This window comes from Carnobacterium sp. GW821-FHT04C06, assembly GCF_059420345.1.
Window position 1 is genome coordinate 26586 of record NZ_JBWKTN010000007.1, and the last position, 25940, is coordinate 52525.

Consider the following 25940-nt stretch of genomic DNA (forward strand, 5'->3'; position numbering starts at 1 on the left):
AAAGCGTTATAATGAAGTTAACTATTACAAGGGACGGGGGATTCCATGCACGATTCGTTAATTACCAAAAAAGTAATTGCACATTCATTGAAAGAATTGATGGAAACCATACCTTTTCAAAAAATTTCAATTCGGGATATTATGACTCATTGTGATATTAGACGCCAGACTTTCTATTATCATTTTCAAGATAAGTATGAATTGCTTGCTTGGATTTACAATCAAGAAGCTAGTGAAAACATTGAGGATTATTTAGATTATGAGCATTGGACAAAGGTCATTACGAGACTTTTTGAATACTTAGCTGAAAATAAAACCTTTTACAATAATGCCTTAGCCATTACCGAACAAAACTCTTTCGACCGGTATTTTTTTGACCATACACAAAACTTACTACTTAAGATCATTACCGATATGATGACACAACAAAACATTGAGTTGCCTGAAGAGACGTTAGCTTTTTTTAATGCGTTTTACAGTCATGCCTTTGTAGGAACTGCTAAAGATTGGTTAATGCACGGTTGCACTATTCCGCCGCTAGAACTTTCTGAAAACATTCAACTAATTGTGGAGGATTCTTTTCTATCAACATTAAAACGGTATAGTAAGCAAAAAAATAAATAATCACTAAACAGAAAGAAGGAATAGATATGATTGGATGCAGCAGCTTTACACTTAAAACATTAAATGGTACACAATTGCTCTCTCGTACGATGGATTTTGCAACTTATGTTGATAGTGGCGTTGTCGTTGTACCAAAAGGCTTCAAACTAAACTATAATCAAAACGAACAACAAGTGGTTCAACACCGCTTTCTAGGTATGGCTAATTTAACCACGTCTTCTCCTGCCTTTTATGATGGCGTAAATGAACACGGCTTAGCTGGAGCCACCTTGTATTATCCTGGATTTGCTACCTATCAAAAACAATCAACAAAAACGAGTATTAATCCTCTTCAGTTTATCTCCTACATGCTAGGGCAGGCAAAAAATATTGAAGAAGTTGAGATGATTCTTCCTTCAATTGATTTAATCAATGAAATCAACGACATTCTTCCTATCGTCCCACCGTTACATTTTATTTTTACAGATAAAAGTGGCAAAACATTAATTATTGAGCCTGATCAAAATCAATTGACTCTCCATAAAGATTCCATAGGGGTCATGACAAACAGTCCAAATTATCAGTGGCATGAAACCAACCTTAGAAACTACATTGGCATCAATCCGAATCAATTAAAATCAGTTGAATTGAATGGTAAAACATTCAAACCATTTGGTCAAGGAAGTGGTACAGTTGGTATGCCAGGCGATTATACTCCACCTGCTCGTTTTGTTCGGGTAGCCTATCTAAAAGAATATGCAAAGAAAGCTACTACTGAACTTGAAGGTGTTACAACAAGCTTTCATATCTTAGCTTCAGTTGATATTCCAAAAGGAATCGTCTTAAACGAGCAAGGTAATAGTGACTACACGGTCTACACAAGCTCAATGTCTACCGATTCTTCTAATTATTATTTTGCTTCTTATGATAATCGTCGTATTAATAAGGTCAACTTATTCAATGAAGATTTAACTGATGGCAAATTAAAAAAATACCCACTTCCAATGGAGCAAGACATTCATCACCTAAATTAAAAAACAGGTAAAAAACTCTAAAATCGAGTTTTTTTACCTGTTTTTTTGTTTACCATCCATAAACCTCAACGGGTTCATTCAACCAATCTAACCAATGCTCTTCCTCTATCTTCAAAAAGGTTAACGACAACCCTTTCATGTCATAAGAGGTCATATAATTTCCAACTTTTTTGAAAACAACCTTAATTCCTTCTAATTCCAATAGACGTCGGACATCATTCGTAAAAATATAGAGCTCCATTAAAGGCGTTCCGCCTAATCCATTAACCATCAACGCAAACTGATCTCCTTTTGCTAATTGGTAATGATTTTTTAATTTATTTACCAGTTCAATGGCTAAGCGTTCAGAGGAATGTAGTTTTTCAATACGATATCCCGGCTCTCCGTGGATTCCAACGCCAAAGGACAATTCATCTTCTGCCAAATGAAATTGAGCTTGATGTTCTTCTGATACCACAGCTGGTGATAAAGCTAGCCCTAATGTATTACTAGCTCGAACCACCTTTTTCCCTAATTCTGCTAATTCATCTAGAGTGCTACCGTTTTCTGCTGCTGCAGCTAAAATTTTATGCACGAATATTGTTCCAGCAACCCCACGGCGTCTTTTTTGAAAACTATTTTCTTCTAATGAACAATCATCATTCACAATGACATAGGCAACTTGATGTCCCTTATCTAGGGCTAAACGGCGTCCTTCCAAAAAACTTTCAACGTCTTTTTCAAAGTTTTTTATCACTAGTAAAACACCAAAACCTTGATCCGAAATGGCAATTCCTTGAAAAACTTCTTCCGGTGTTGGTGGAACAAAAATCGGACCACAAATAGCCGCTGCAAGCATACCTTTTCCAACAAATCCTGTATGAGCGGGTTCATGACCACTTCCTCCACCGCTTACAACCGCAACTTTACCTTTAGAGATAGCTTTACGATAAATTACACCTGTCCCTTTTATCCGTTCAAGCTTTTCATCATGAGCGTAAACGATTCCATTTAACATTTGTGTAACCATTTTTTCTGGTCGATTAACAATTTTTTTCATTTTAATCCTCTATTCTCGCTGTAACTTTTATTTTGAACGAGTAAACTATTCTAGACCATCTTATCACAAATCGTACTTTTTATAGAAGGCTTTTTCTGTATTTTTTAGGATTAAAAAGTTCATTTTCTATTTACAAAAATAAATTTGTTGGCGGTTGCGTACTTGCAACTACCAGCAAATTTATTTTATTCTATTTCAATTTGTTTTTAGTGATTTTTTTTGTAGTCACTCCCAATTTTATCTGCTGCAATAATTGCTGATGCGACATCATTGACAGTGATTGGGAATGGCATAGAATGGATAGACTCTTCAGGAATACAAGCTTTTTCAGCAACTGAAATAGCTTCTTCCATTGTAATGGATTCAACTCCGATATCTGCTAGGCAGACAGGCAAGCCAATTGACAATGAGAAATCTAACACTTCATGTAGTTCTTCAATTGGTGCATTTTCTAATACTAATTGCGCAATTGCGCTAAAGGCCACTTTTTCACCATGGAAATAATGATGCGTTCCTTCTAAGGCAGTCAATCCGTCATGAATGGCATGAATCGCTGCTAAACCAGCACTTTCAAAGCCTAAGCCTGATAATAAAATGTTTGTTTCAACAATATTTTCTAAAGCAGGTGTTACAAGGTTATTGTCACAAGCAATTTTTGCATTGTAGCCATTTTCAAGTAGCATTTCATAACATAATTTTGCCATCATTAAAGCTGCATTTGTTCCTTTAGCTGGTGGGCATTCTCCTGTTCGTGCGCCACATGGCAAGCCTGCATTTACATTTGAGAAGGAGTTTGACGTTGCACGTGCTTCAAAATAAGTAGAAAGTGCGTCTCCCATTCCGGCTACTAAAAAGCGTGTTGGGGCATTGGCAATAATTTTCGTATCTACCATGACTACGCTTGGGCTTTGTTTGAAGTATGCGTAATCGTCGAATTCGCCTTCTGGAGTATACAATACTGCGGAATGACTCGTTGGTGCATCTGTTGCCGCAATTGTTGGAACAATAATCAACGCTTCACCTTCCGCAACACATTTTGCAGTGTCAATTGCTTTACCGCCACCTAAACCAATCACACAGTCACAGTTGTGTTCTTTAGCAAATTCTTGTAAGCGAGCTACTTCTTGTCTTGAACATTCGCCGTTAAAATGACTTGGAATGATTTCAATGTTAAATTTTTCAGTTGTTTGGTCTAATTGTGCTTGTACACGGTTGATATCGTCTTGATGGGCAATTAATAGTGCTGATTTTCCGAAAGTAGAAACGAAATAGCCTAAATTAAGAATTTCGTCCTCTCCTTGTACATACTTTGTTGGTGAAATAAATGCTTTTCTCATTGTTCTTACCTCCATAGTTTTCATTTATTTAGGATGCGCCTCAATTGAGACGCAGTGTCTACAGTATTTATTTAATTTTCATCGGATCAATTTGTTCTTTAATCATCTCTAAGGATGCATCGGCTTGAATCAAGGCTGCCGCCGTGTAGCTACTTTCTAGAAAAGCTGTATCAAATAGATGGACTTCTTTGTCTGTCATTTCCATTACCATTTCTAAATTCATTTTGGCACTACCTAAATCATAGAAAGCTAATAAAATTTCAGCTTCATTAGCGTCAAAAGCTGTTTGGATTTTTTCAAAGCTCGTTCCAACTTCATTCTCATCCGTTCCGCCAGCAGAGGTAATCGATACATCCTTTGCCACTTCTCGCATTAAGCGAACGACTCCTTCTGCAATTTGAGGAACATGTGAAACGACTACAACACCTAGTTTACTCATTGAGAAACACCTGCTTTCAACATTGCTTCAAATAAATATCCACTTGACATTGCTCCTGGATCAATATGTCCAATTGAACGATCGCCAAGATACGATGCGCGACCTTTTGTAGCTTTAATTTCTTTTGTCCCTTCAACAGCATCTTGAATAACTTTAGAAGTTAGTTCGTTTTTTTGTACTGCTTCAACAACAGGTTGCCAAACGTCTACCATTGTTTTTTCGCCAACTTCAGCCTTGCCACGTTTTTGAATTCCAGCTAAACCAGCAGCCAAGAGCTCCCCTAAATCGTCTGTTTCTCCAGCAGCTTTTGCCATACTGATGAACGCTGAACCATATAACGGACCTGATGCGCCACCCACTTTACTAACTAATGTCATACCCGTTAATTTGAAAATATCTACCAACGTTGTTGGATTTTTTTCAGCAATAACCTCTTTTACGGCCGTTGTACCACGAGCCATATTCATACCGTGGTCTCCGTCGCCAATTGGGGTGTCCAATTCACTTAAATACTCTTTGTTTTGATTAACCTCATCTGTAAATAAGTCTAACCAGGTTTTTACAGTTTCTACATTCATTTTTATTTCCTCCTACCAAGCAATTGTATTTGTTTTATAAGTTAAATTTTCTAGCCATTTAGAATCTTCTAATTTTACTAATGTTAACGATAAACCAGCCATATCGATTGCAGTCATGAAATCGCCCACTTTTTTAAATTCAACCACTATTCCTTCTTCATCTAGTAATTGGCGAACATCATTTGTAAAAATATATTGTTCCATTAAAGGTGTGCTGCCTAAGCCGTTAACTAACAGTGCGAAATGATCGCCTTTTTTCCAATCGAAGGCTGCTTTTAACTTCATTACTAATTCTTTTGCTAACTCTTTTGAAGGAGCGATTTTTTCTCTGCGGTAACCAGGTTCACCGTGGATACCCACACCAAATTCAATTTCATCATCTGCTAAAACAAAGCCTGGCTTACCTACCTCAGGAACAGTTGCACCTGTTAAGGCTACTCCAATGGTTTTGATTTGTGGAACCAATTTATCAGCCATTGCTTTAATTTCTGATAAACTTGCACCTTGATCAGCTGCAGCGCCTAAAATTTTATGAACTAAAACAGTCCCTGCAACTCCACGTTTTCCTGCCGTATAGGTACTATCTTCCACTGCAATGTCGTCATCTACAATAATAAAATCAACTTCAATATCTTCCATCTCAGCTAACTCTTTTGCCATATCGAAATTCATCACGTCACCAGAATAATTTTTAATGATTAAAAAGACGCCGGCTCCTTGATCAGCTGCTTTGATTCCTTCTAAAATTTGATCAGGAGTTGGGGATGTAAAAACTGCCCCACAAACTGCTGCTGATAACATTCCTTGACCGACAAAACCTGCATGTGCTGGTTCATGTCCGCTTCCGCCTCCACTAATTAACCCAACATGTCCCTTTGTTTGATTTTTCGCTACTATGATTCCGCTTTCATTGATACGTTCAACTAAATCTCCATGTGCATAAGTCAACCCGTCCAACATTTCGTCTACTACTGCTGTCGCGTCATTTATTATCTTTTTCATTATTTATCCGCACCCTTCGTTTGTTTTCTACATGCTTACTATATCGCGAAAACGTTTTCTTTTAAACGGACAAAATTTCTAATGTGTCCGTTTGTTCAGTTTATAACATTTTTAAACCTTCACAAAATAGACTTTTTTTATAGTATTATCTTTATTTGCTCACAATTTATCTTGCTTATTTAAAAGGATTCGACTATGATAATTGAGAACGATTATCAATTACATTCAAATGGAGTGACCTTATGGAACGAGATGAACTACATTCAATTAGTCAACTAATTCAAAGTAGAAGGACGATTCGAAAGATTTTACCCGATTCTATCCCTCGAGAACTAATTTATACTATTTTAGAAATAGCTTCTTTTGCACCTTTCCATTCAAAAAAAGAACCTTGGGAAGTTTTACTTATTTCAACAGAATCAGAACGCCAACTATTTTCAACAGCAATCCTTGAAAGTTACACACGTTTAGGGGTGTGGGATTCTTACAATCAATCAGACTTAGATAAAACAAAAAGCAAAGTCTATGACTATTTTGCTGAAGTGCCCGTCAGCATCGTTGTTTCTGTTCCATTAGAAGCTGATCAAAAGACTTCATTGGAAGCCATTTCTGCTACCGCTGCATTTATTCAAAATATCCAACTTGTCGCTTGGGATAAATCAATCGGCGTAACTTGGCGAACCACACCTAATATTTTTGACTCAAAATTCGCTGAAGAATTACGAATTGATTCCACCCGGCAAATTGTTGCAACTCTTCATTTAACTAAAATAAAAACAGCATCAACAAAAATAAAAGCAAAACGTACTCCTCTTAGCGAATGGGTGACTACTTTAGAAAGTGTGAGAAATAATGAAGCATAAAAACTATCTATTGATTCTGATTGCCTTGGTTGTAGCTATTTTTCTTTCTATTATCTACTCTACATCAATCGGTCAAGTTGACATTCCTTTCGACCAATCTTGGAACATCTTTATCTCTAAAATCTCAAATGGTTCCGTTGGATCATTAGATCATTTAGACAATCAATCTTACATTACAATTATTTGGCAATTGCGATTGCCTCGAGCATTATTTGCTTTATTAGTTGGAATGGGCTTAGCCGTTAGCGGAACGATTATGCAGGCTATTGTTCAAAATCCATTAGCAGACCCTTATATTTTAGGGATTTCGTCTGGTGCTTCTTTAGGAGCAACGTTTGTGATTCTTTTAGGAGTCGGAAGTGGCGCATTATTTGCACAGATTGGTGTTGCCTTTGGCGCCTTTATTGGAGCAATTGTTGCCTCTTTTGGTGTTTTATTATTAGCTAGTTTTGGCGGACGCATCACATCAATCAAATTACTATTGTCAGGCATGGTCATTAGTTCGTTATTAAGTGCTTTTTCCAGTTTAATCGTTTATTTTGCAAACAACGCTGAAGGCATTAAGACCATCACCTTTTGGTCAATGGGCAGTCTTGCTTCTGCTAGTTGGGATAAATTACCCATTCTTTCTGTACCAGTACTGTTAAGCTGTCTCTTCTTCCTCTTCCAACATCGAATTTTAAATACTATGTTGCTTGGAGACGAGGCTGCCATTACACTTGGAATCGAGCTTGGAAAATATCGAAAAATCTATCTAGCTTTAGCTTCTCTTCTAACAGGGACGGTTGTCGCCTATTCTGGAATGATTGGCTTTGTAGGACTCATTATACCTCATTTAGCCAGAGGACTCTTTGGAGCAAATCATAAACGTCTTTTGCCGATGGTTTTACTGATTGGAGCATTATTTATGATTTGGGCCGATATTCTTTCTAGAATTCTAATTAAAAATGTGGAAATTCCAATCGGAATCATTACTTCAGTCATTGGCGCACCTCTTTTCATCTATATTATTATCAAAAAAAATTATCAATTTGGAGGTTAAATACAATGACACAATTGGTCGCTCAGGACATATCCATTCAGATTGGTAAAAAAGACATCGTCAAAGACGTTACTCTTCAAGTAGAGCATCAACAATTTGTCGGCGTGATTGGGGCAAATGGTTGCGGTAAGTCAACTCTATTAAAAAGTCTCTATAAAAGCCTCAAACCTATAAAAGGAGGCATCTTTTTAGATGAATTAGACGTTTTAACAGCTTCTAATAAAACTGTCGCAAAGCAATTGGCTGTAGTGAGTCAATTTAACGAAATGAGTTTTGATTTAAGTGTTGAACAAATCGTCCTTTTAGGACGTACTCCCCACAAAAAATTATTAGAGTCTGATACAAAAGCTGATTATCAAATCGTAGAAGAAGCTTTGTCGCAAACCAATCTGTTAAATTATCGAGAGCGTAGTTTTTTATCCTTATCTGGTGGCGAAAAACAGCGCGTCATTCTAGCCAGAGCAATTGCTCAGCAACCGCATTTTATTATTTTAGACGAGCCCACTAATCATTTAGATATTCGCTATCAAATAGAAATATTGAACAGCGTAAAAAAAATGAAAATTGGCGTTCTTGCAGCACTTCATGACTTAGAAATGGCTGCTGCTTACTGTGATTATCTATATGCCATGAAGGATGGCGAAGTCATCGCCAAAGGAACACCCGAAAAGCTCCTAACAGCTGAGCTGATTGAAGAGCTTTATCAAGTCAAATGCCAAACGTTTATCAATCCAATTACTAAAAAAATAGGATTTTCCTATTACAGCATATAAAACAGGAGGAAAAATAATGAAAAAAACCTTTTTAATCGGTTCAATTTTTGCACTAAGTTTATTCGTTTCAGCTTGTGGTGCTAAAGAAAATAATGCCCAAAGTGGAACACAATCAAATGGGAGCTACCCTGTTAAAATCAACAATTACACCAAAGCAGAAGGCTCGACAAAATGGGAGCCAAAAGAAGAAACCTTTCAAGAAGCACCTCACAAAATCATGGCCAATACGAAACCTGCTGCTGAACTTTTATTGCATCTAGGTTTAGAAGATAAAATTGTCGGTGTTGGGGCTGATTTTGGAGAACCTGATAAAGCTGTCGAAAAAGCTTATAGTAAGCTACCCATCTTATCAAAAGATTATGTAGGAAAAGAAGTAACCTTAGGAACCAATCCAGACTTTGTTTATGGACGTGCAGGTCTATTTGATAACAACGAATGGGGCGTTGGAACGGTAGATTCTTTAAATGATAGCGGTATTCGAACGTACCTTTTAGAATCCTCTGTAACGGGTGGTACATTTGATTCTATTTATCAAGATATTGACAACCTTGGAAAAATTTTCAATGTTGAAGACAAAGCAAAAAGTTTTGCTGCTGAAATAAAAGCGAAAGAAACAACGCTCACAACGTCATTGAAAAAAATCAATCAAAATCAAACATTTGCTTATATTCATACAATGGACCCAACTGAAATTGCCGTTTATCCCGCTCACGACGAAAGTTTCTTTAATGACATTTTTAAATTGATTAAATTAGACAATGTTTACAAAAATGAAAAGGGCGATGTTAGTATTGAAACCTTGCTTGAAACTGATCCTGATATTCTTATTTTCCCAATTTGGGAAGATGGCGCTGATATTGCTAAAATTAAAGCAGGTTTTTATGCAAATCCTAAACTTACAAACATGAAAGCCATCAAAAATAAACAAGTTTACGGTGTTGATTACAATTATCTATTTGGCTACGGCTATCAAAGTTTAGATGGTATTGAAAAATTAGCAACTGAAATTTATCCTGATTTATTCAACTAAATTAAAAAGCCACGACAACCAAGAAATTCTTGGTTGTCGCGGCTTTTTTAATTAAAATCGTTTCTTAACAGGTTCAACAACTAAATAGCGATGAGGTTCATTGCCTTCTGAATGCGTAGTAACTTGACCATCTTTGCTTAAATAAAAATGAATTTGCTTACGTTCAAAAGCTGGCATCGGTTCAAGAAAAACAGGTTGGTTCGTACGTAATACTTTTTCAGCCGTGCGTTCTGCTAGTTGTTTTAAAATCGTTTCACGGCGCTCACGGTAATCGCCAACGTTCACGATTGCGGTTAACTTACTCTTAGCATGTCGATGCACGAGAACTTGTGTCAACGCCTGTAGCGCATTTAAAACTTTACCATGTTTCCCAATGACTAAGCCCGGCTTTTCTGTTTTCACGTGGAAGATAATTTTATCGTCAACACGTTCTTCTTCGACTGTTGCATCTGCACCAATTTGTGTCAAAATATCGACTAGATATTTTTTAGAAATATCAATCGCAACATCGTCATTTCGTTCATTTAATAGAACTTCTTTCAGAGAATTTTCTTCATTAAATACTTTTTCTTCTAAAAGAATTTCTTGCTCGACTTGATTCTTTGATTCAAGTGTTGATGTAATTTCAACAATAGCGGCTTTTTTCCCAAAACCAAAAATACCTTTTTTGCCTTCTGAAATAATAGTAATGCTCGCATCATTCCGAGTAATCCCTAACTTATTCAATCCCGTTTCAATTGCTTTTTCTACGGTTTCTCCACTAGCCGTATACTGTTCCATCTGTTTTCCCTCCATTTCTTTTGTCGATTCCCTATTAAACAAACTAATTATCTTTTCTTATTTTTTTTCTTTTTCGGTTTTATTGCTTTTTCTAAGGCTTTTTGACGATCTCGTTCTGCTTGTACTTTTTCATCACGTTCTTTTTTAATTTTAAATGGATTATTCAATAGTAAGGTTTGACCTACTGAAAAAGCATTTCCGACTACCCAGTAAAGAGATAGCGCACTTGGTAGTGTAACCCCCATAAATAAAATCAACGCTGGCATCGTGTACAACATTGCGCTTGTCATTGAGTTTGATTCGGCTTGACTCATGGTTGAAAGCTTTGTTGTAGCAAATGTTAACACAGCTGCTAAGACCGGTAAAATAAAATACGGGTCACGTTCTCCTAAGTTCATCCATAAGAAATGACCGGCTTTTAAAACTTCAGTACGACTGATAGCTTGATACAATGCCATCAAAACAGGCATTTGAACCAACATTGGCAAACAACCCATCGCTGGATTTACGCCTGCTTCAGAGTACAATTTTTGTGTTTCTTCTCTTAATTTATTTTGTGTTTCAGTGTCTTTTGACGCGTATTGTTTTTGCAACGCTTTTAATCGCGGTTGCATATCACTCATTTTACGTGTACTTTTCATTTGGTGATGCATTAATGGTAATAAAATAATTCGAATCAGAATGGTAAATGAAATAATTCCTAAACCATAGCTTCCAAAGAATATAGTTGATAATCCCGTAATTGCTCTTGAGAAATTCCAAACAATGTAATGGTCCCAAAATCCTGTACTATTTGCATCAATCGAACCTGTTTTCCCACACCCAGTTAAGACAGCCATTAAAAGCACTGAACTAACCAATATAAGTAATCGCTTACGTTTACTCACATCAATTCCCTCACTTCTATAGTAGATAGTTATTTTTTTAGTTTAACATTTTAGCTAGTTTTAGCACATGTGTTAAGCTCTTTTTGACTTCTTTTGTTGTCATTTTTGCAGCAGGAATCCGAGCAATTACAATAAAGTCTTTGTCTTGTTTTAAATTTGGCTTTAATTCTGTAATACTTTGTCTGATTTTACGCTTAACTGCATTTCTAGTCACTGCATTTCCAACTTTTTTTCCAACAGACAGCCCCACTCTAAAATGAGCTTGCTCTTTTTTTTCTAACACATAAATCACAAATTGGCGATTTGCTGTAGAAACGCCTTTATGAAAAACTTTTTGGAAATCAGCTTCCTTTTTGACACGATAGGTCTTTCTCATAAAACAACCTCTCATCTCTTGCATTTTTCTGAAAAAAAAAGATTTTTAGGTCTTTTTTTTAGATTTTTTATAAAATTTACTAAAGAAAAAAGACCACTGAGACGTTCAGTGATCTATGCAGACAATACGTTTCTTCCTTTACGGCGTCTACTTTGTAATACTCTACGTCCGTTTTTTGTACTCATACGTTTACGGAAACCGTGTACTTTTTGACGTTTACGTTTTTTAGGTTGGTAAGTTCTTTTCATTCGTGATACACCTCCTGTAAAAACTATCTCTTAGTTGCTTCTAAATTTTATATCATCACAAGACAGTCTTGAATATTATAACGAAGATAAAATAGCCTTGTCAAGTACAACATGCCTATTTTTATTAACTCACTCAAATATAATAGCATAAATAGGCGTAATAAGAAACCTATTTTTAGAATATTTGTTGTAAAGTTGTTCATTTTTTGTATTTCTCGATTCTTGGAGGATGATATTTTATTTAAAAAAGGCTTTTTTTATCTCTGAAATAAAATTTTACTCTCGAAAAAAGAATCCACAATTACGTTTTTTTTATCCACAGTCATATAGAACAACTTGTTTTAAGTTTAAGTTACCTAAAAGATAGATTTAAGTTATCCACAATTCAACAACATGTGTATAGTCTTTTTAAACTTCCTTGTTACATTTGTGGATAACCCGTGAAACAATTGGTATGTCTACACTAACAAACACTTTTTTATCCACAATTAAAATAAAATCGGAAATTAAAATAAGTTATCCACTGTCTACTTTCGACTTGTGGATAACTTTTAAACACCTTATGAATAAACTTTCAACAGATTTTAACTACTTGTGGAAAACTTTCCAATAAAATGCTAAAATAAAAAAGACACATTTATAAAGGAGGTTCATTTTGTGGATGACTTACAGAACCTATGGAGCTACTTAAAGGAAAAGTTTAAAGAATCACTTTCCAAAGTCAGTTATGATACATGGATTGAAAGTGCACATCCTATTCGTATCACTGACCAAAACATTATTATTGAAGTTCCTTCATCCTTACACAAAGAATATTGGGAAAATAATTTAGCCACTCGAATCGTTGAAAATATTTATGAATATTCGAGCCGTGAGATTTCACCATTATTTATCATTAAGAATGAACAAGATCCAAATGAAACAACTGTGCTTAGAAAAAGTGACTCTTTTGCTAAAAATTCGCCCGTGCGAAAAGATGCTCAATTAAATGATAAGTATACATTTGATACTTTCGTTATTGGAAAAGGCAATCAAATGGCCCACGCAGCTGCCCTTGTTGTCGCTGAAGAACCAGGTACTATTTATAATCCTTTATTTTTCTATGGTGGCGTCGGTTTAGGCAAAACCCATTTGATGCATGCGATTGGTCACCAAATGTTATTAATCAATCCAGATGCAAAAGTAAAGTATGTAAGTAGCGAGACCTTTGCCAACGATTTTATCAATTCCATCCAAACTAAATCACAAGAGAAGTTCAGAAATGAATACCGCAGTGTTGATTTATTATTAGTGGATGATATCCAGTTTTTTGCAGATAAAGAAGGAACACAAGAAGAATTTTTCCATACGTTTAATGCACTTTATGATGAACGTAAACAGATCGTTCTAACAAGTGATCGTTTGCCAAACGAAATTCCTAAATTACAAGAACGTCTTGTATCACGCTTTGCCTGGGGATTGTCAGTTGACATTACGCCACCTGATTTAGAAACACGAATCGCGATTTTACGCAAAAAAGCTAATGCAGAACGTTTAGAAATACCAGGAGATACATTAAGTTATATAGCTGGTCAAATCGATTCGAATATTCGCGAGCTTGAGGGAGCTTTAGTCCGCGTTCAAGCCTATGCGGCAATTGAAAGTCGCGATATTTCAACTAGTTTAGCTGCAGACGCGTTAAAGAGCATTATTCCTTCAGGTAAACCTGCAACTTTATCGATTTTAGAAATTCAAAGCACAGTTTGCAAATACTATCAAATTCCTTTAAGCGATTTAAAAGGGAAGAAACGAGTTAAGTCAATCGTTGTCCCTAGACAAATTGCAATGTATCTTTCAAGAGAACTCACTTCCAATTCACTTCCAAAAATTGGAGCCGAATTTGGTGGCAAGGATCACACAACCGTGATTCATGCTTATGAAAAAATTGAGCATGCATTAACGAAGGATGAAGAATTACGCCGCGATATTGAAGAAATCAAGAATAAGTTAAAATCCTAATTTTTATAAATGGTATAAAAAATTTTGAAATAACTAATTTTCTATAGTTGATATATCATTTTTTTTAGTAATTTTCACTCATTCGGTAAAAAAGACTTTGGGGATAACTTCTGAAGTTGTCTCTCTTTTTTCCACAACTTATACACATGTGGAAAACTTAGTGTCTCTAAGGCTCATTATTCTTTTCCACAGTATTAACAGGCCCTACTACTATTACTATCTTATTTATTAAATAAATTAAACTAATTTTGGAGGTACAATTAAAATGAAATTTTCAATTAAACGAAGTGAATTTTTAAAAAGTTTAGCTGATGTACAAAGAGCTATCTCATCAAGAACAACCATTCCAATTTTGACTGGGATTAAAATTCAAGCTTCTGAAGAAGGATTAACATTAACCGGAAGTGATTCAGACATTTCCATTGAAGCCTTTATTCCTGTCGAGGATGAAAAAAATAATTTAACCATCGATCAAGCAGGTAGCATTGTGTTGCAAGCTCGCTTCTTTAGTGAAATTGTAAAAAAACTTCCTGACGAAATGATGCAAATTGAAGTTCTTGACCATTTCCAAACGTTAATTACTTCTGCCAATGCTTCTTTTACTGTTAATGGATTAGATGCAAACAACTATCCTCATTTGCCAGTCATCGATACACAAGAAACATTTTCGTTGCCAATTAATTTATTTAAACAAATTATTGGACAAACGGTTATTGCTATTTCAACTCATGAAAGTCGCCCTATTTTAACGGGAGTTAATATGGTCATTGAAAATGGAAAATTGCTAGCAGTTGCTACCGACAGTCATCGTTTAAGTCAACGAATTATTCCACTTGAAGTAAGCTCAGCATTAGCAGATCAAAAATACAACATTATCATTCCAGGGAAAAGTTTGATTGAATTATCAAGAACTTTAGATGAACGTCATGAAAATATTGAAATGATGATTACAGAAAATCAAGTTTTATTTAAAACTGAAAATATGTATTTCTATTCTCGTTTATTAGAAGGGTATTACCCAGATACAGCTCGTTTGATTCCTGAATCAGCTGCAACAGAAATTGTTTTTAACGCAAGTTCATTATTAGGTTCGATTGAACGCGCGTCATTGCTATCTCACGAAGGTAAAAATAACGTTGTTAAAATTTCAATTTCACCTGAATTAGTTGAGATTTCTGGAAATTCGCCAGATGTTGGGAATGTAAAAGAAGAATTAGCTTATATTTCAGTTGAAGGTGAGTCGATTGATTTATCGTTCAATCCAGATTATATGAAAGATGCTTTAAGAACTTTTGGTCAAACGGATATCCGAATTAAATTTACATCACCTGTTCGTCCCTTTATTTTGGTTCCAAGTGAAGACAATCAGAACTTTATCCAATTGATTACTCCAGTTCGTACATTTTAAAAATAATTAAAAATCTTCATTTTCTGAATTTTTATTTGGAAAATGGGGATTTTTTACATATCATCAATTAAAATACCCCTTATTTTTCGTTTTAAGCTTTTTTTGATGGTTTAAGGTCTTTTTGAGTTTTTCGAACAAAATGCGAATAACCTATGAAAATTCCCTAATTTATTTGTAAAGTCGTTAAAAAAAGAGTATAATGTTCTTATACAGATTAGAAAATTGCGTGGATTGGCAGACCATCCACGCTTATTTTATTGAAAAGCAGGTGAATCAAGTGAAACAAGCCGTTTTAATTGATAGTGAATTCATTACACTGGGCAAACTTTTAAAGCATATCGATGTAATTAGCAGTGGTGGGATGGCAAAGTGGTATTTAGCTGAGCACACTGTTTTATTGGATAATGAAATTGAAAATCGTCGAGGAAAGAAAATTTACCCAGGATCAGTAGTTGAAATTCCAGAAGTCGGCAGCTTTTTTGTACAATCAGAAAAAGAGACGACCGAGGAAGAACTGTAATGCATTTAGAAGAAATTAAATTAGCTAATTATCGCAATTATGAAACAGCTGATGTGTCCTTTTCAGAAGGAATCAATGTTTTTCTTGGAGAAAATGCCCAGGGAAAAACGAATTTGATGGAGGCCATCTATGTTTTAGCAATGACAAGAAGTCATCGGACTTCAAATGATAAAGAGTTAATTCATTGGCAAGAAGACTTTGCTCGTTTAACAGGGCGCATTCAAAAGAAAAATACTTCTTTTCCGTTAGAAATTACGATTTCAAGCAAAGGAAAAAAAGCCAAATTTAACCATTTAGAGCAAAAAAAACTCAGTGATTATATTGGGAAGTTAAACGTTATTTTATTTGCTCCAGAGGATTTGTCACTGGTAAAGGGATCGCCTTCTGTTCGTAGAAAATTTTTAGACATGGAAATGGGACAAATGAGCCCAATCTATTTACATCATTTGGTGAATTATCAGCATATCTTAAAACAACGAAACAATTACCTAAAACAATTGATGCTAAAAAAAGCGAAGGATTTAACCTTTCTTGAAGTGCTAACTGAGCAACTGGCTACTCATGGTGCAGCTATTTTGCAAGAACGCTTTTTGTTTGTTCAAAAATTAGAAAGCTGGGCAAAACCAATCCATGCTGAAATATCCAGACAAAAAGAAGAGCTACAAATTGAGTATCAATGTACTATCACGGCCACCGATAAGGCGGATAAAGATCAGCTTTATTTGGATTTATTAGCGGCCTTTGAAAAAGTAAAAAAACGCGAATTAGATCAAGGCAGCACATTAGTTGGGCCTCACCGCGATGATTTGAAATTTATAGTCAATCAACAAAACGTGCAGACGTATGGTTCCCAAGGTCAGCAACGGACAACAGCCTTAAGCGTTAAGCTGGCAGAAATTGATTTGATGAAAGAAATGACAGATGAGTATCCCTTGCTTTTATTAGACGATGTATTGTCAGAATTAGATGACGAACGTCAAACACACTTACTAAAAGCAATTGAAAATAAAGTTCAAACTTTTTTAACCACTACTAGTTTGGATGGAATCAAGAAAAATATGTTAGAAGCACCTCGTGTTTTTCACGTAACAGATGGTCATGTAGAAATGGAGAGTGAATAAACGTGTCTGAAGAAATTAAAGATATGAAGGCATTAGCACAAGAATATGATGCTAGCCAAATTCAAGTTTTAGAAGGTTTAGAAGCGGTTAGAAAACGTCCTGGGATGTATATTGGTTCAACTAGTGGACAAGGTCTGCACCATTTAGTTTGGGAAATCGTTGATAACTCAATTGATGAGGCATTAGCTGGTTTTGCAACTGAAATCAAAGTCATTATTGAAGAAGATGACAGTATCACCGTTATCGATGATGGACGCGGAATTCCAATCGGGATTCAAGCAAAAACAGGTCGTCCAGCCGTTGAAACAGTTTTTACAGTCTTACATGCAGGTGGTAAGTTTGGCGGAGGCGGATACAAGGTTTCTGGCGGACTTCACGGGGTAGGTTCTTCTGTTGTAAATGCGTTATCAAGTGTTCTTGACGTTAAAGTTTACAAAGACGGTCAAATCCATTACCAAGAATTCCATCAAGGAAAAGTGGTCGATGATTTAAAAGTAATTGGTGAAACAGAGCGCCATGGAACAACTGTCCATTTTATTCCAGATCCAACGATCTTTACTGAAACAACTACCTTTGAATTTGAAAAATTATCTACTCGTGTTCGTGAATTAGCATTCTTAAACAAGGGCTTGAGAATTTCTATCGAAGATAAACGTGTTGAGCATGAAACTTTACGTGAATTCCATTATGAAGGTGGAATCAAGAGTTATGTTGAACACTTAAACCACAATAAAAATGTATTATTTGATGAACCTATTTACATTGAAGGCGAACAACAAGGAATTGTTGTGGAAGCTGCAATGCAATATACAGACGGCTACCATACAAGTTTATTGAGTTTTGCTAACAACATTCACACCTACGAAGGCGGTACACACGAGTCTGGATTTAAAACAGCTTTAACTCGTGTCATTAATGATTATGCACGTAAAAATAAATTGATGAAAGAAAACGAAGAAAATTTAACGGGTGAAGATGTTCGTGAAGGATTGACAGCTGTTGTCTCAATCAAACATCCAGATCCACAATTTGAAGGTCAAACGAAAACTAAGTTAGGAAATTCAGAAGCGCGTACTATTACGGATCGTCTATTTTCTGCTCATTTCGATAAGTTCTTGATGGAAAACCCACAAGTAGCTCGTCGCGTTGTTGAAAAAGGGATTTTAGCTTCAAAAGCTCGTTTAGCTGCTAAAAGAGCCCGTGAAGTAACCCGTAAAAAGAGTGGCTTAGAAATCAGTAATTTACCAGGTAAATTAGCCGATTGTTCAAGCAAAGATCCTAAAATCAGCGAAATCTTTATTGTCGAAGGAGATTCAGCCGGCGGTTCTGCTAAACAAGGTCGTTCGCGCTTATTCCAAGCGATTTTACCGATTCGTGGGAAAATCTTAAACGTAGAAAAAGCTTCCCTAGACAAAATTTTAGCAAACGAAGAAATTCGTTCGTTATTTACGGCAATGGGGACAGGATTTGGTGGCGATTTTGATATTTCCAAAGCACGTTACCACAAGCTTGTCATCATGACCGATGCCGATGTCGATGGCGCGCATATCAGAACCTTGTTATTAACTTTGTTCTATCGCTATATGCGTCCAGTCGTGGAAGCAGGTTATGTTTACATTGCACAACCACCTTTGTATCAAGTTCGACAAGGGAAAAAAGTGGTCTATTTAGATTCTGACTTAGAGTTGGAAAATTACCTAAAAGAAATTCCAGCACAACCAAAGCCTGTAATTCAACGTTATAAAGGTCTTGGAGAAATGGATGCGGAACAACTTTGGGAAACGACAATGGATCCAGAAAGCAGATCGATGCTACAAGTAACTGTCGATGATGCAATTGAAGCAGATGAAGTTTTTGAAATGTTAATGGGTGACCGTGTTGAACCAAGACGTAAATTTATTGAAGACAATGCAGTTTACGTTCAAAACCTAGATATCTAGGGATAGAAAAAGATATTGGCTGTTAGTTAGCAGCCAATTTTTCTCACAAGGAGGATTTTAACGAATGGCTGAGGAATTTAAAGAGAAGATTGCACAAAAAAATTTGACAGAAGAAATGCGTACCTCGTTTTTAGATTATGCAATGAGTGTAATCGTAGCGCGTGCGTTGCCAGATGTTAGAGATGGGATGAAACCCGTTCATCGTCGTATTTTATATGGGATGAACGAACTTGGAGTAACACCTGATAAGGCCTATAAAAAATCAGCTCGTATTGTCGGAGACGTTATGGGGAAATATCACCCACATGGCGATAGTGCGATTTATGAATCAATGGTACGGATGGCTCAACCCTTTAGTTATCGTAGTACCTTAGTTGACGGACACGGAAACTTTGGTTCTGTCGATGGTGATGGTGCCGCTGCGATGCGTTATACCGAAGCAAGAATGTCTAAAATTGCTGTTGAAATGTTACGTGATATCAATAAAAATACAGTTGATTATCAAGATAACTATGATGGCTCGGAACGTGAACCAGAAGTGCTACCAGCACGTTTTCCTAACCTTTTAGTCAATGGTGCAACAGGGATTGCGGTTGGCATGGCAACGAATATTCCGCCACATAATTTATCAGAAGTTATTTCTGCGTTGCATATTTTGATGAACGACCCAGATGCAACAACAGCCGATTTGATGGAAGTGTTACCTGGACCTGATTTCCCAACTGGTGGATTGGTCATGGGTAAATCTGGCATTAGACGCGCATATGAGACCGGTAGAGGCTCGATTATGATTCGTGCTAAGGTTGATGTCGAAATACGTAAAAATGGCAAGGAACGCATTATAGTGAACGAATTGCCTTATATGGTTAACAAAGCTAAATTAGTTGAACGTATTGCTGAATTGGCTCGTGAAAAACGAATTGAAGGTATTACCGATTTAACCGATGAGTCCGATCGTGATGGTATGCGTGTGGTTATCGACGTTAGACGTGATGTTAGTGCAAGTGTTGTCTTAAATAATCTATACAAATTGACACCAATGCAAACTTCTTTTGGTTTTAATATGCTAGCGATTGTTAACGGTGTCCCAAAAGTATTGAGTTTAAAATCCATTTTAACCCACTACTTAGAGCATCAAGAAATCGTTATTCGTCGTCGTACTCAATTTGATAAACAAAAAGCTGAAGCAAGAGCTCATATTCTCGAAGGTTTACGAATTGCGTTAGATCACATTGATGAAATCATTAAAATTATTCGCGGTTCAAAAACGGGTGATGTGGCTAAAACAGAATTAATCGAGCGTTTCGGTTTATCTGATAAACAAGCACAAGCAATTTTAGATATGCGAATGGTTCGTTTAACTGGTTTGGAACGTGAAAAAATTGAAGCTGAATACAATGACTTAATTGAATTAATTACAGATTTGGCAGATATTTTAGGAAGCAGTCAACGAATTCATACAATTATTGAAACAGAACTACTAGAAATTCAAGAAAAATATGGCGATCCTCGTCGTACGGAATTGCTTGTAGGAGAAGTTCTTAGTCTAGAAGATGAAGATCTGATTGAAGAAGAAGATATCGTGATCACTTTGACTCATAATGGCTACATCAAACGTTTGCCAAACAATGAATTTAGAGCGCAACGTCGTGGTGGGCGTGGTGTTCAAGGAATGGGGATGCACGATGATGATTTCATCGAAAATCTTGTTTCTTGTTCAACACATGATACGTTATTATTCTTTACCAATAACGGAAAAGTATATCGTGCCAAAGGCTATGAAATTCCTGAATACGGCCGTACAGCGAAAGGAATTCCAGCAATCAACTTACTAGGAATTGATTCTGGCGAAAAAATCCAAGCGATTATCAACGTTAAAGGAAAATCAGAAGAGGACACCTATCTATTCTTTACAACTCTTAAAGGTGTTGTAAAACGTACATCTGTAAGTGCCTTTTCTAATATTCGCAGCAATGGACTAAAAGCGATTGTCTTACGTGAAGACGATGAATTGATGAATGTTTGTGTAACCAATGGCGAACAAAATGTGATTATCGGAACTCATTTAGGCTATGCGGTTAGTTTCGATGAAAACACAGTTCGTGATATGGGACGAAGCGCAAGTGGTGTTCGTGGAATTCGTTTACGTGAAGATGATTATGTTGTTGGAATGGACGTTTTAAAAGCTGACTCAGAAGTATTAGTAATTACTGAAAATGGTTACGGAAAACGTACTAAAGCTAGCGAATATCCAATTAAAGGTCGTGGAGGTAAAGGAATCAAGACAGCTAACATTACCGAGAAAAACGGTAAATTAGCAGGCTTGACAACTGTTAATGGAGACGAAGACATCATGTTGATAACAAACACAGGTGTCATTATCCGTTTCGAAGTAGACTCAGTGTCACAAACAGGTCGTGCAACATTAGGTGTTCGTTTGATTCGTGTTGGGGAAGACGCAATCGTGTCAACAATGGCAAAAGTGGAAGCAGAACCAATTGAAGAGGAAACCGCAACAGAAGAAAAACCTGTTCAAAATGATGAAGCTTAACCAAACGATTTATAAATAAATTATTTTTTAATCAGGCTAGTTGTTTTCTGTGTTTTACAGGAGATAATTAGCCTGATTTTTATTAAGTTTTTATGAAATGAATAAAGAACAAAAAAATAACCCTCAGAAGGAGGGCATTTACATCGTCCTCATTATTTTGAAATGAAACTATTTTTAATCATTTTGTAAATCATATTCCATCATTATTCCTTCATTGGAGGTTACAAATCCATTTTTTTTATAAAAATTTGATGCCTGTTCTCCTCCAGTAATCAAAAAAATTCTATTAATCTTTTCATCCTTCATTACGTTAGCAATAAAAATTAACAAATTTTTACCAATGCCCGCTCCTTGTAAAGCAGGAGTAACATTAAATTCATCAATACAAAATTGACTCCAATTGTTGTAGTAGTAATCAATTCTACCTAAACACATTGCAATAATTTCATTATTTTTCTCCACTACATAACCTCTAGAGTTAAAGCCACTCATTGTAGCTTCAATTCTAAGAAGAGCATCTTTTTTCGTCCATGTATTATTCCAAGGCGCACCATTATACGCAGCCATTAAAATAGTTGCACATACAGAAAAATCTTCATTTTTTATCTTTCTAAAACTTATGGTCATAACTAGTTCTCCTTAATAGTTAATTTTTATAGATTATCATAACACATAAATTTGTCGATCAAAGTGTTAATTAGTTGTTTAATCCGTCACCTGATCTTCCTAATTCAAATAGCTAATTTTAATTCTAGCTACATCTAAATTGGTCATTTCTAAAGTATCGTCTTTTTTAGGCTAATCTAAAAAAGAGTAAAAGAATAGAAAAAACAAATTAAAAAACTTCTGGTATTTAATCCAGTTTAATGGATAAAAAACATTGACACATATCCTTGGAAATGGTACACTTATTGGACGTGAGTAATCTATTTATAGAATGCTCTCCTTGCTCTTTTTACTTAAAAAAGAGCCAAAGTCCACAAGGAGGTGACAGTCAGATGAGTCAAACAGCAAAATACGAAATTATGTACATTATCCGTCCGAACATTGAAGAGGCAGCTAAAGCAGCTGTTGTTGAACGCTTCGATACTATCTTAAAAGATAATGGCGCTGAAGTGATCGAATCTAAAGACTGGGCGAAACGCCGTTTAGCTTACGAAATTAAAGATTTCCGCGAGGGAATTTATCATATCGTGAAGTTAACTGCAACTGATGCAGCGGCTATCAATGAATTTGATCGTCTAGCTAAGATTAGCGATGACATTATTCGTCATATGGTAATTAGAGAAGAAGTTTAAACTTAGAATTGTTTCACATGAAACATTTTAAGAAAGAAAGGAGCTTAAAAAGATGATTAATAGAGTTGTTTTAGTTGGAAGATTAACTAAAGATGCTGATTTGCGATATACTTCAAATGGCGCAGCGGTTGCCTCATTTACAGTTGCGGTGAATAGACAATTTACGAACCAAAGCGGTGAAAGAGAAGCTGATTTTATCAACTGTGTTGCTTGGAGAAAAACTGCTGAAACTCTAGCTAATTTTACCCGAAAAGGTTCTTTAGTTGGTGTGGAAGGCCGTATTCAAACGCGTTCTTATGATAATCAACAAGGGCAACGTGTATACGTTACTGAAGTTGTTGTTGATACGTTTTCATTATTAGAGTCAAAATCTGTTAGTGAACAACGTCAAAGTCATGATGGAAATAGTAGCGCTCCTACAACTAATCAAAATACTAGTTATTCTGGTGGAAGTAGTAGCAACAACCAATACCAAAGTGGTGGTTATCAACAAAATTCAGCTAATAATAGCACGAATAATCAATCAACAGCTCCTAAACAACAATATCAAAATTTCGAGAGAAATGATGATCCATTTGCAACAAGTGGACAACAAATTGATATCTCAGATGATGATTTACCATTCTAATATAAAATTAGTTTGGAAAATGAAAAGGAGGATTTAAATAATGGCTCAACAACGCAGAGGCGGACGTAAGCGCCGTAAAGTTTGTTATTTTACAGCAAACCACATTGACCATATCGATTACAAAGATACTGAACTATTAAAACGTTTTATCTCTGAAAGAGGAAAAATTTTACCTCGTCGTGTTACTGGTACTTGTGCTAAACACCAACGTAAATTAACAATTGCTATCAAACGTTCTCGTATTATGGGATTATTACCATTCGTAACAGCTGAATAGTATATAAATAAAAAAAGCCGTGATTTCGATCACGGCTTTTTTTTTATAAAATTATTATGTTTCACGTGAAACATAATAAGAGGTTAGCTAGAATAAATCCCTAGATTATGGTAAAATAAGAGAGTATCCCCTATTGAATACACTTGCTAAAAGAAGGAGTATGATATGGAAAAAAAGTTGCCTCATGAAAAACTCCCGAGTTTTTTAAAAGATGAAAAGCTGAGAATTGCAACATTTGTTCTAAGTGGATTATTGGTTTTAATTGTTATTTTAGCATTTTTTGCTAAGTTTTATATTGGTTTAGCATTATCTGTTTTATTTATTATTGTTCTTTTATTGCTTTATTATTCAATGAAAAAAATCACAGTAGAAACAAATAAATATATTGCTGATTTATCTTATCGAATAAAAAGAGGAGAACAAGAGGCTTTAATTAAAATGCCTATCGGTATTTTGCTGTATAATGAAAAGTATGAAGTTCAATGGACAAATCCTTATTTACAGCTTTATCTTGGAAAAAAAGAAGTATTAGGCAAGAAAATTGATGAGATCGATTTGGAATTGGCCAACGTTATTAAAAATAATAAAACAAAAGGTTTAAGCAATGTAAAATGGGGAGATAAAGAATTTCAAATTATTGTTCAGGATGATATTAAAGTTATTTATTTAATGGATATTACGCAATATTATAAGATAAAAGAACAGTATGAAGAAGAACAATTGGTTATTGGAAATATCTTTATCGATAACTACGATGAAATTGTTCAATCAATGAATGATCGTAGTACTTCCAATTTAAATAACTTTGTAACAACACAATTATCTAATTGGGCAAAAGAGCATCACATTTATTTAAAACGAGTTTCTGAAGATCGATTTATTGTGTTGATGTATTTGAAGTCCTTGCAAAAAATTGAAGAAGAAAAATTTAGTATCATCGATCGTGTTCGTGAACGTACATCTAAACAAAACTTCCCACTAACCCTCAGCATAGGTCTTGCATATGGAGATAAAGATTTAAGCAATTTAGCAAATCTAGCTCAAAGCAATTTAGATTTGGCATTGGGTCGTGGTGGAGATCAAGTTGTTGTAAAATCAAGTGAGGAAGATGCTCGCTTTTATGGTGGAAAAACGAACCCAATGGAAAAACGAACACGTGTTCGTTCTCGGATGATTAGCCAAGCATTACAAGAATTAATGAAACAGTCAGATCAAATTTTTGTAATGGGGCATAAATATCCAGATATGGATGCAATCGGTTCTTGTTTAGGCATTCGCCGTATTGCAGAAATGAACCATAAAGAAGCGTGGATTGTTGTAAACCCAGATGAATTTAGTAACGATATCTCAAGATTAATGGATGAGGTAAAAAAAGATGCAAATATTAGTAAGTACATCATTACTCCAAAAGAAGCTGCTGAAAAAATGACAGCAACAAGTTTATTGGTGATGGTTGATATGCATCGTCCATCTATTTCAATTGCACCTGAATTGTTAACCCTAACAAACCAAATTGTTGTAATTGATCACCATCGTCGTGGCGAAGAATTTCCAGAAAATCCAGTATTGGTTTATATTGAACCATATGCATCGTCAGCTGCTGAATTGATTACTGAATTGTTTGAATATCAATCAAACGAATCAGATCCAATCAATAAAATTGAAGCAACTGCTATGCTCGCTGGAATTATTGTAGACACGAGAAGTTTTTCTCTTCGAACAGGTTCAAGAACCTTTGACGCTGCGAGTTATTTACGTTCTTGTGGAGCAGATTCGGTTATGATTCAACGATTACTGAAAGAAAACGTAGATACCTATTTATTGAGAAGTCATTTGATTCAATCAATTGAATTTGTGAAATCCAATTTGGCAATTGCAACTGGTGAAGAGGATGAAACCTACGACACTGTAGTCGCTGCTCAAGCTGCAGATACCATGCTTTCGATGGCAGATGTAGATGCATCCTTTGTGATTACGAAGCGAGCAGATGGACGTGTTGGAATCAGTGCGAGAAGTCTTGGGGAAATCAACGTTCAAATTATTATGGAAGCACTTGGTGGAGGCGGGCACTTATCAAATGCTGCCACGCAACTTAGCGATGTTACGATAGCTGAAGCTAAAGAACAATTAGAACAAGTTATTAATGGACAAAATAAGGAGGAATAATA

General features: G+C 35.6%; 26 protein-coding genes. 16 read left to right on the forward strand and 10 right to left on the reverse strand.

Annotated elements, in window-relative coordinates:
• The first annotated feature begins 45 nt into the window (after positions 1-45).
• Together dhaS and AC07SW_RS12345 are read left to right on the forward strand one after the other, a co-directional pair.
• Positions 46-624: a dihydroxyacetone kinase transcriptional activator DhaS gene (gene dhaS / locus AC07SW_RS12340; RefSeq protein ID WP_494633002.1), complete on the forward strand. Its 579-nt coding sequence runs from the start codon at positions 46-48 to the stop codon at positions 622-624.
• A 26-nt stretch (positions 625-650) separates the two neighbouring features.
• Positions 651-1637 carry a choloylglycine hydrolase family protein gene (locus AC07SW_RS12345; RefSeq protein WP_034572760.1) on the forward strand — a complete coding sequence of 329 codons (987 nt, stop codon included), beginning with the start codon at positions 651-653 and terminating at the stop codon, positions 1635-1637.
• Between the two features lie 49 nt (positions 1638-1686).
• Here the strand turns inward: AC07SW_RS12345 and dhaQ are convergent, their stop codons facing one another.
• The 5 genes from dhaQ to dhaK all read right to left on the reverse strand — a co-directional run bounded on the left by dhaQ (position 1687) and on the right by dhaK (position 6032).
• Complete coding sequence (gene dhaQ, locus AC07SW_RS12350) at positions 1687-2676, reverse strand: DhaKLM operon coactivator DhaQ (RefSeq protein WP_494633003.1); 990 nt, start codon at positions 2674-2676, stop codon at positions 1687-1689.
• A gap of 206 nt (positions 2677-2882) precedes the next feature.
• Positions 2883-4013, reverse strand: a complete 1131-nt coding sequence (locus tag AC07SW_RS12355; RefSeq protein WP_034572754.1) for a glycerol dehydrogenase — start codon at positions 4011-4013, stop codon at positions 2883-2885.
• A gap of 67 nt (positions 4014-4080) precedes the next feature.
• Positions 4081-4452 carry a dihydroxyacetone kinase phosphoryl donor subunit DhaM gene (gene dhaM / locus AC07SW_RS12360; protein ID WP_034572751.1) on the reverse strand — a complete coding sequence of 124 codons (372 nt, stop codon included), beginning with the start codon at positions 4450-4452 and terminating at the stop codon, positions 4081-4083.
• A complete protein-coding gene (gene dhaL / locus AC07SW_RS12365; protein WP_119907352.1) occupies positions 4449-5030 on the reverse strand; it encodes a dihydroxyacetone kinase subunit DhaL in 582 nt (193 codons plus the stop codon). The genes dhaM and dhaL overlap by 4 nt, the downstream gene beginning before the upstream one ends.
• Positions 5031-5042: 12 nt before the next feature.
• A complete protein-coding gene (dhaK, locus tag AC07SW_RS12370) occupies positions 5043-6032 on the reverse strand; it encodes a dihydroxyacetone kinase subunit DhaK (RefSeq protein ID WP_034572743.1) in 990 nt (329 codons plus the stop codon).
• A gap of 242 nt (positions 6033-6274) precedes the next feature.
• Between dhaK and AC07SW_RS12375 the strand changes: the two genes are divergently transcribed.
• The 4 genes from AC07SW_RS12375 to AC07SW_RS12390 are packed head-to-tail and all read left to right on the forward strand — an operon-like array spanning position 6275 to position 9740.
• A complete protein-coding gene (locus AC07SW_RS12375; RefSeq protein ID WP_311908815.1) occupies positions 6275-6895 on the forward strand; it encodes a nitroreductase family protein in 621 nt (206 codons plus the stop codon).
• The gene (locus AC07SW_RS12380) at positions 6885-7937 is read left to right on the forward strand and encodes a FecCD family ABC transporter permease (RefSeq protein WP_485401288.1); all 1053 of its coding nucleotides are present in this window, start codon (positions 6885-6887) and stop codon (positions 7935-7937) included. The genes AC07SW_RS12375 and AC07SW_RS12380 overlap by 11 nt, the downstream gene beginning before the upstream one ends.
• A 5-nt stretch (positions 7938-7942) precedes the next feature.
• On the forward strand, positions 7943-8710 hold the full coding sequence (locus AC07SW_RS12385) for an ABC transporter ATP-binding protein (RefSeq protein WP_494633005.1): 768 nt from the start codon (positions 7943-7945) through the stop codon (positions 8708-8710).
• Between the two features lie 16 nt (positions 8711-8726).
• Positions 8727-9740, forward strand: coding sequence for an ABC transporter substrate-binding protein (locus AC07SW_RS12390; RefSeq protein WP_135022393.1), 1014 nt, complete (start codon positions 8727-8729; stop codon positions 9738-9740).
• A 51-nt stretch (positions 9741-9791) separates the two neighbouring features.
• On the opposite strand, the gene jag is transcribed toward AC07SW_RS12390, so the two are convergent.
• The 4 genes from jag to rpmH form a co-directional block, all read right to left on the reverse strand.
• A complete protein-coding gene (gene jag / locus AC07SW_RS12395; RefSeq protein ID WP_485402612.1) occupies positions 9792-10520 on the reverse strand; it encodes an RNA-binding cell elongation regulator Jag/EloR in 729 nt (242 codons plus the stop codon).
• A 47-nt stretch (positions 10521-10567) separates the two neighbouring features.
• Positions 10568-11407: a membrane protein insertase YidC gene (gene yidC / locus AC07SW_RS12400; RefSeq protein ID WP_485401286.1), complete on the reverse strand. Its 840-nt coding sequence runs from the start codon at positions 11405-11407 to the stop codon at positions 10568-10570.
• A 37-nt stretch (positions 11408-11444) separates the two neighbouring features.
• Positions 11445-11783, reverse strand: coding sequence for a ribonuclease P protein component (gene rnpA / locus AC07SW_RS12405; protein ID WP_034572718.1), 339 nt, complete (start codon positions 11781-11783; stop codon positions 11445-11447).
• Positions 11784-11896: 113 nt separating this feature from the next.
• The gene (rpmH, locus tag AC07SW_RS12410) at positions 11897-12031 is read right to left on the reverse strand and encodes a 50S ribosomal protein L34 (RefSeq protein ID WP_034572715.1); all 135 of its coding nucleotides are present in this window, start codon (positions 12029-12031) and stop codon (positions 11897-11899) included.
• 657 nt (positions 12032-12688) lie between these two features.
• Here rpmH and dnaA point away from each other — a divergent pair.
• The 6 genes from dnaA to gyrA all read left to right on the forward strand — a co-directional run bounded on the left by dnaA (position 12689) and on the right by gyrA (position 21569).
• Positions 12689-14029 (forward strand): chromosomal replication initiator protein DnaA, encoded by a 1341-nt coding sequence (dnaA, locus tag AC07SW_RS12415; RefSeq protein ID WP_034572712.1) that lies wholly within the window; start codon positions 12689-12691, stop codon positions 14027-14029.
• A gap of 265 nt (positions 14030-14294) precedes the next feature.
• Positions 14295-15437 (forward strand): DNA polymerase III subunit beta, encoded by a 1143-nt coding sequence (dnaN, locus tag AC07SW_RS12420; protein ID WP_034572710.1) that lies wholly within the window; start codon positions 14295-14297, stop codon positions 15435-15437.
• 277 nt (positions 15438-15714) lie between these two features.
• The gene (gene yaaA / locus AC07SW_RS12425) at positions 15715-15957 is read left to right on the forward strand and encodes a S4 domain-containing protein YaaA (RefSeq protein ID WP_034573893.1); all 243 of its coding nucleotides are present in this window, start codon (positions 15715-15717) and stop codon (positions 15955-15957) included.
• The gene (gene recF, locus AC07SW_RS12430; RefSeq protein ID WP_034572707.1) at positions 15957-17078 is read left to right on the forward strand and encodes a DNA replication/repair protein RecF; all 1122 of its coding nucleotides are present in this window, start codon (positions 15957-15959) and stop codon (positions 17076-17078) included. The genes yaaA and recF overlap by 1 nt, the downstream gene beginning before the upstream one ends.
• Positions 17079-17101: 23 nt before the next feature.
• Positions 17102-19018 (forward strand): DNA topoisomerase (ATP-hydrolyzing) subunit B, encoded by a 1917-nt coding sequence (gene gyrB, locus AC07SW_RS12435; RefSeq protein WP_115588690.1) that lies wholly within the window; start codon positions 17102-17104, stop codon positions 19016-19018.
• Positions 19019-19082: 64 nt separating this feature from the next.
• The gene (gene gyrA / locus AC07SW_RS12440) at positions 19083-21569 is read left to right on the forward strand and encodes a DNA gyrase subunit A (RefSeq protein WP_034572702.1); all 2487 of its coding nucleotides are present in this window, start codon (positions 19083-19085) and stop codon (positions 21567-21569) included.
• A 174-nt stretch (positions 21570-21743) separates the two neighbouring features.
• On the opposite strand, the gene AC07SW_RS12445 is transcribed toward gyrA, so the two are convergent.
• Entirely contained in the window at positions 21744-22196 is a 453-nt protein-coding gene (locus tag AC07SW_RS12445; RefSeq protein ID WP_202871399.1) for a GNAT family N-acetyltransferase, read from the reverse strand.
• Between the two features lie 371 nt (positions 22197-22567).
• Here AC07SW_RS12445 and rpsF point away from each other — a divergent pair, with 371 nt between their 5' ends.
• The 4 genes from rpsF to AC07SW_RS12465 all read left to right on the forward strand — a co-directional run bounded on the left by rpsF (position 22568) and on the right by AC07SW_RS12465 (position 25938).
• Positions 22568-22867, forward strand: a complete 300-nt coding sequence (gene rpsF / locus AC07SW_RS12450; RefSeq protein ID WP_034572696.1) for a 30S ribosomal protein S6 — start codon at positions 22568-22570, stop codon at positions 22865-22867.
• A gap of 52 nt (positions 22868-22919) precedes the next feature.
• The gene (gene ssb, locus AC07SW_RS12455) at positions 22920-23495 is read left to right on the forward strand and encodes a single-stranded DNA-binding protein (protein WP_034572693.1); all 576 of its coding nucleotides are present in this window, start codon (positions 22920-22922) and stop codon (positions 23493-23495) included.
• 40 nt (positions 23496-23535) lie between these two features.
• A complete protein-coding gene (gene rpsR, locus AC07SW_RS12460) occupies positions 23536-23772 on the forward strand; it encodes a 30S ribosomal protein S18 (protein ID WP_034572690.1) in 237 nt (78 codons plus the stop codon).
• Positions 23773-23937: 165 nt separating this feature from the next.
• Positions 23938-25938, forward strand: a complete 2001-nt coding sequence (locus AC07SW_RS12465) for a DHH family phosphoesterase (RefSeq protein WP_034572687.1) — start codon at positions 23938-23940, stop codon at positions 25936-25938.
• The last annotated feature ends 2 nt before the right edge of the window (positions 25939-25940 follow it).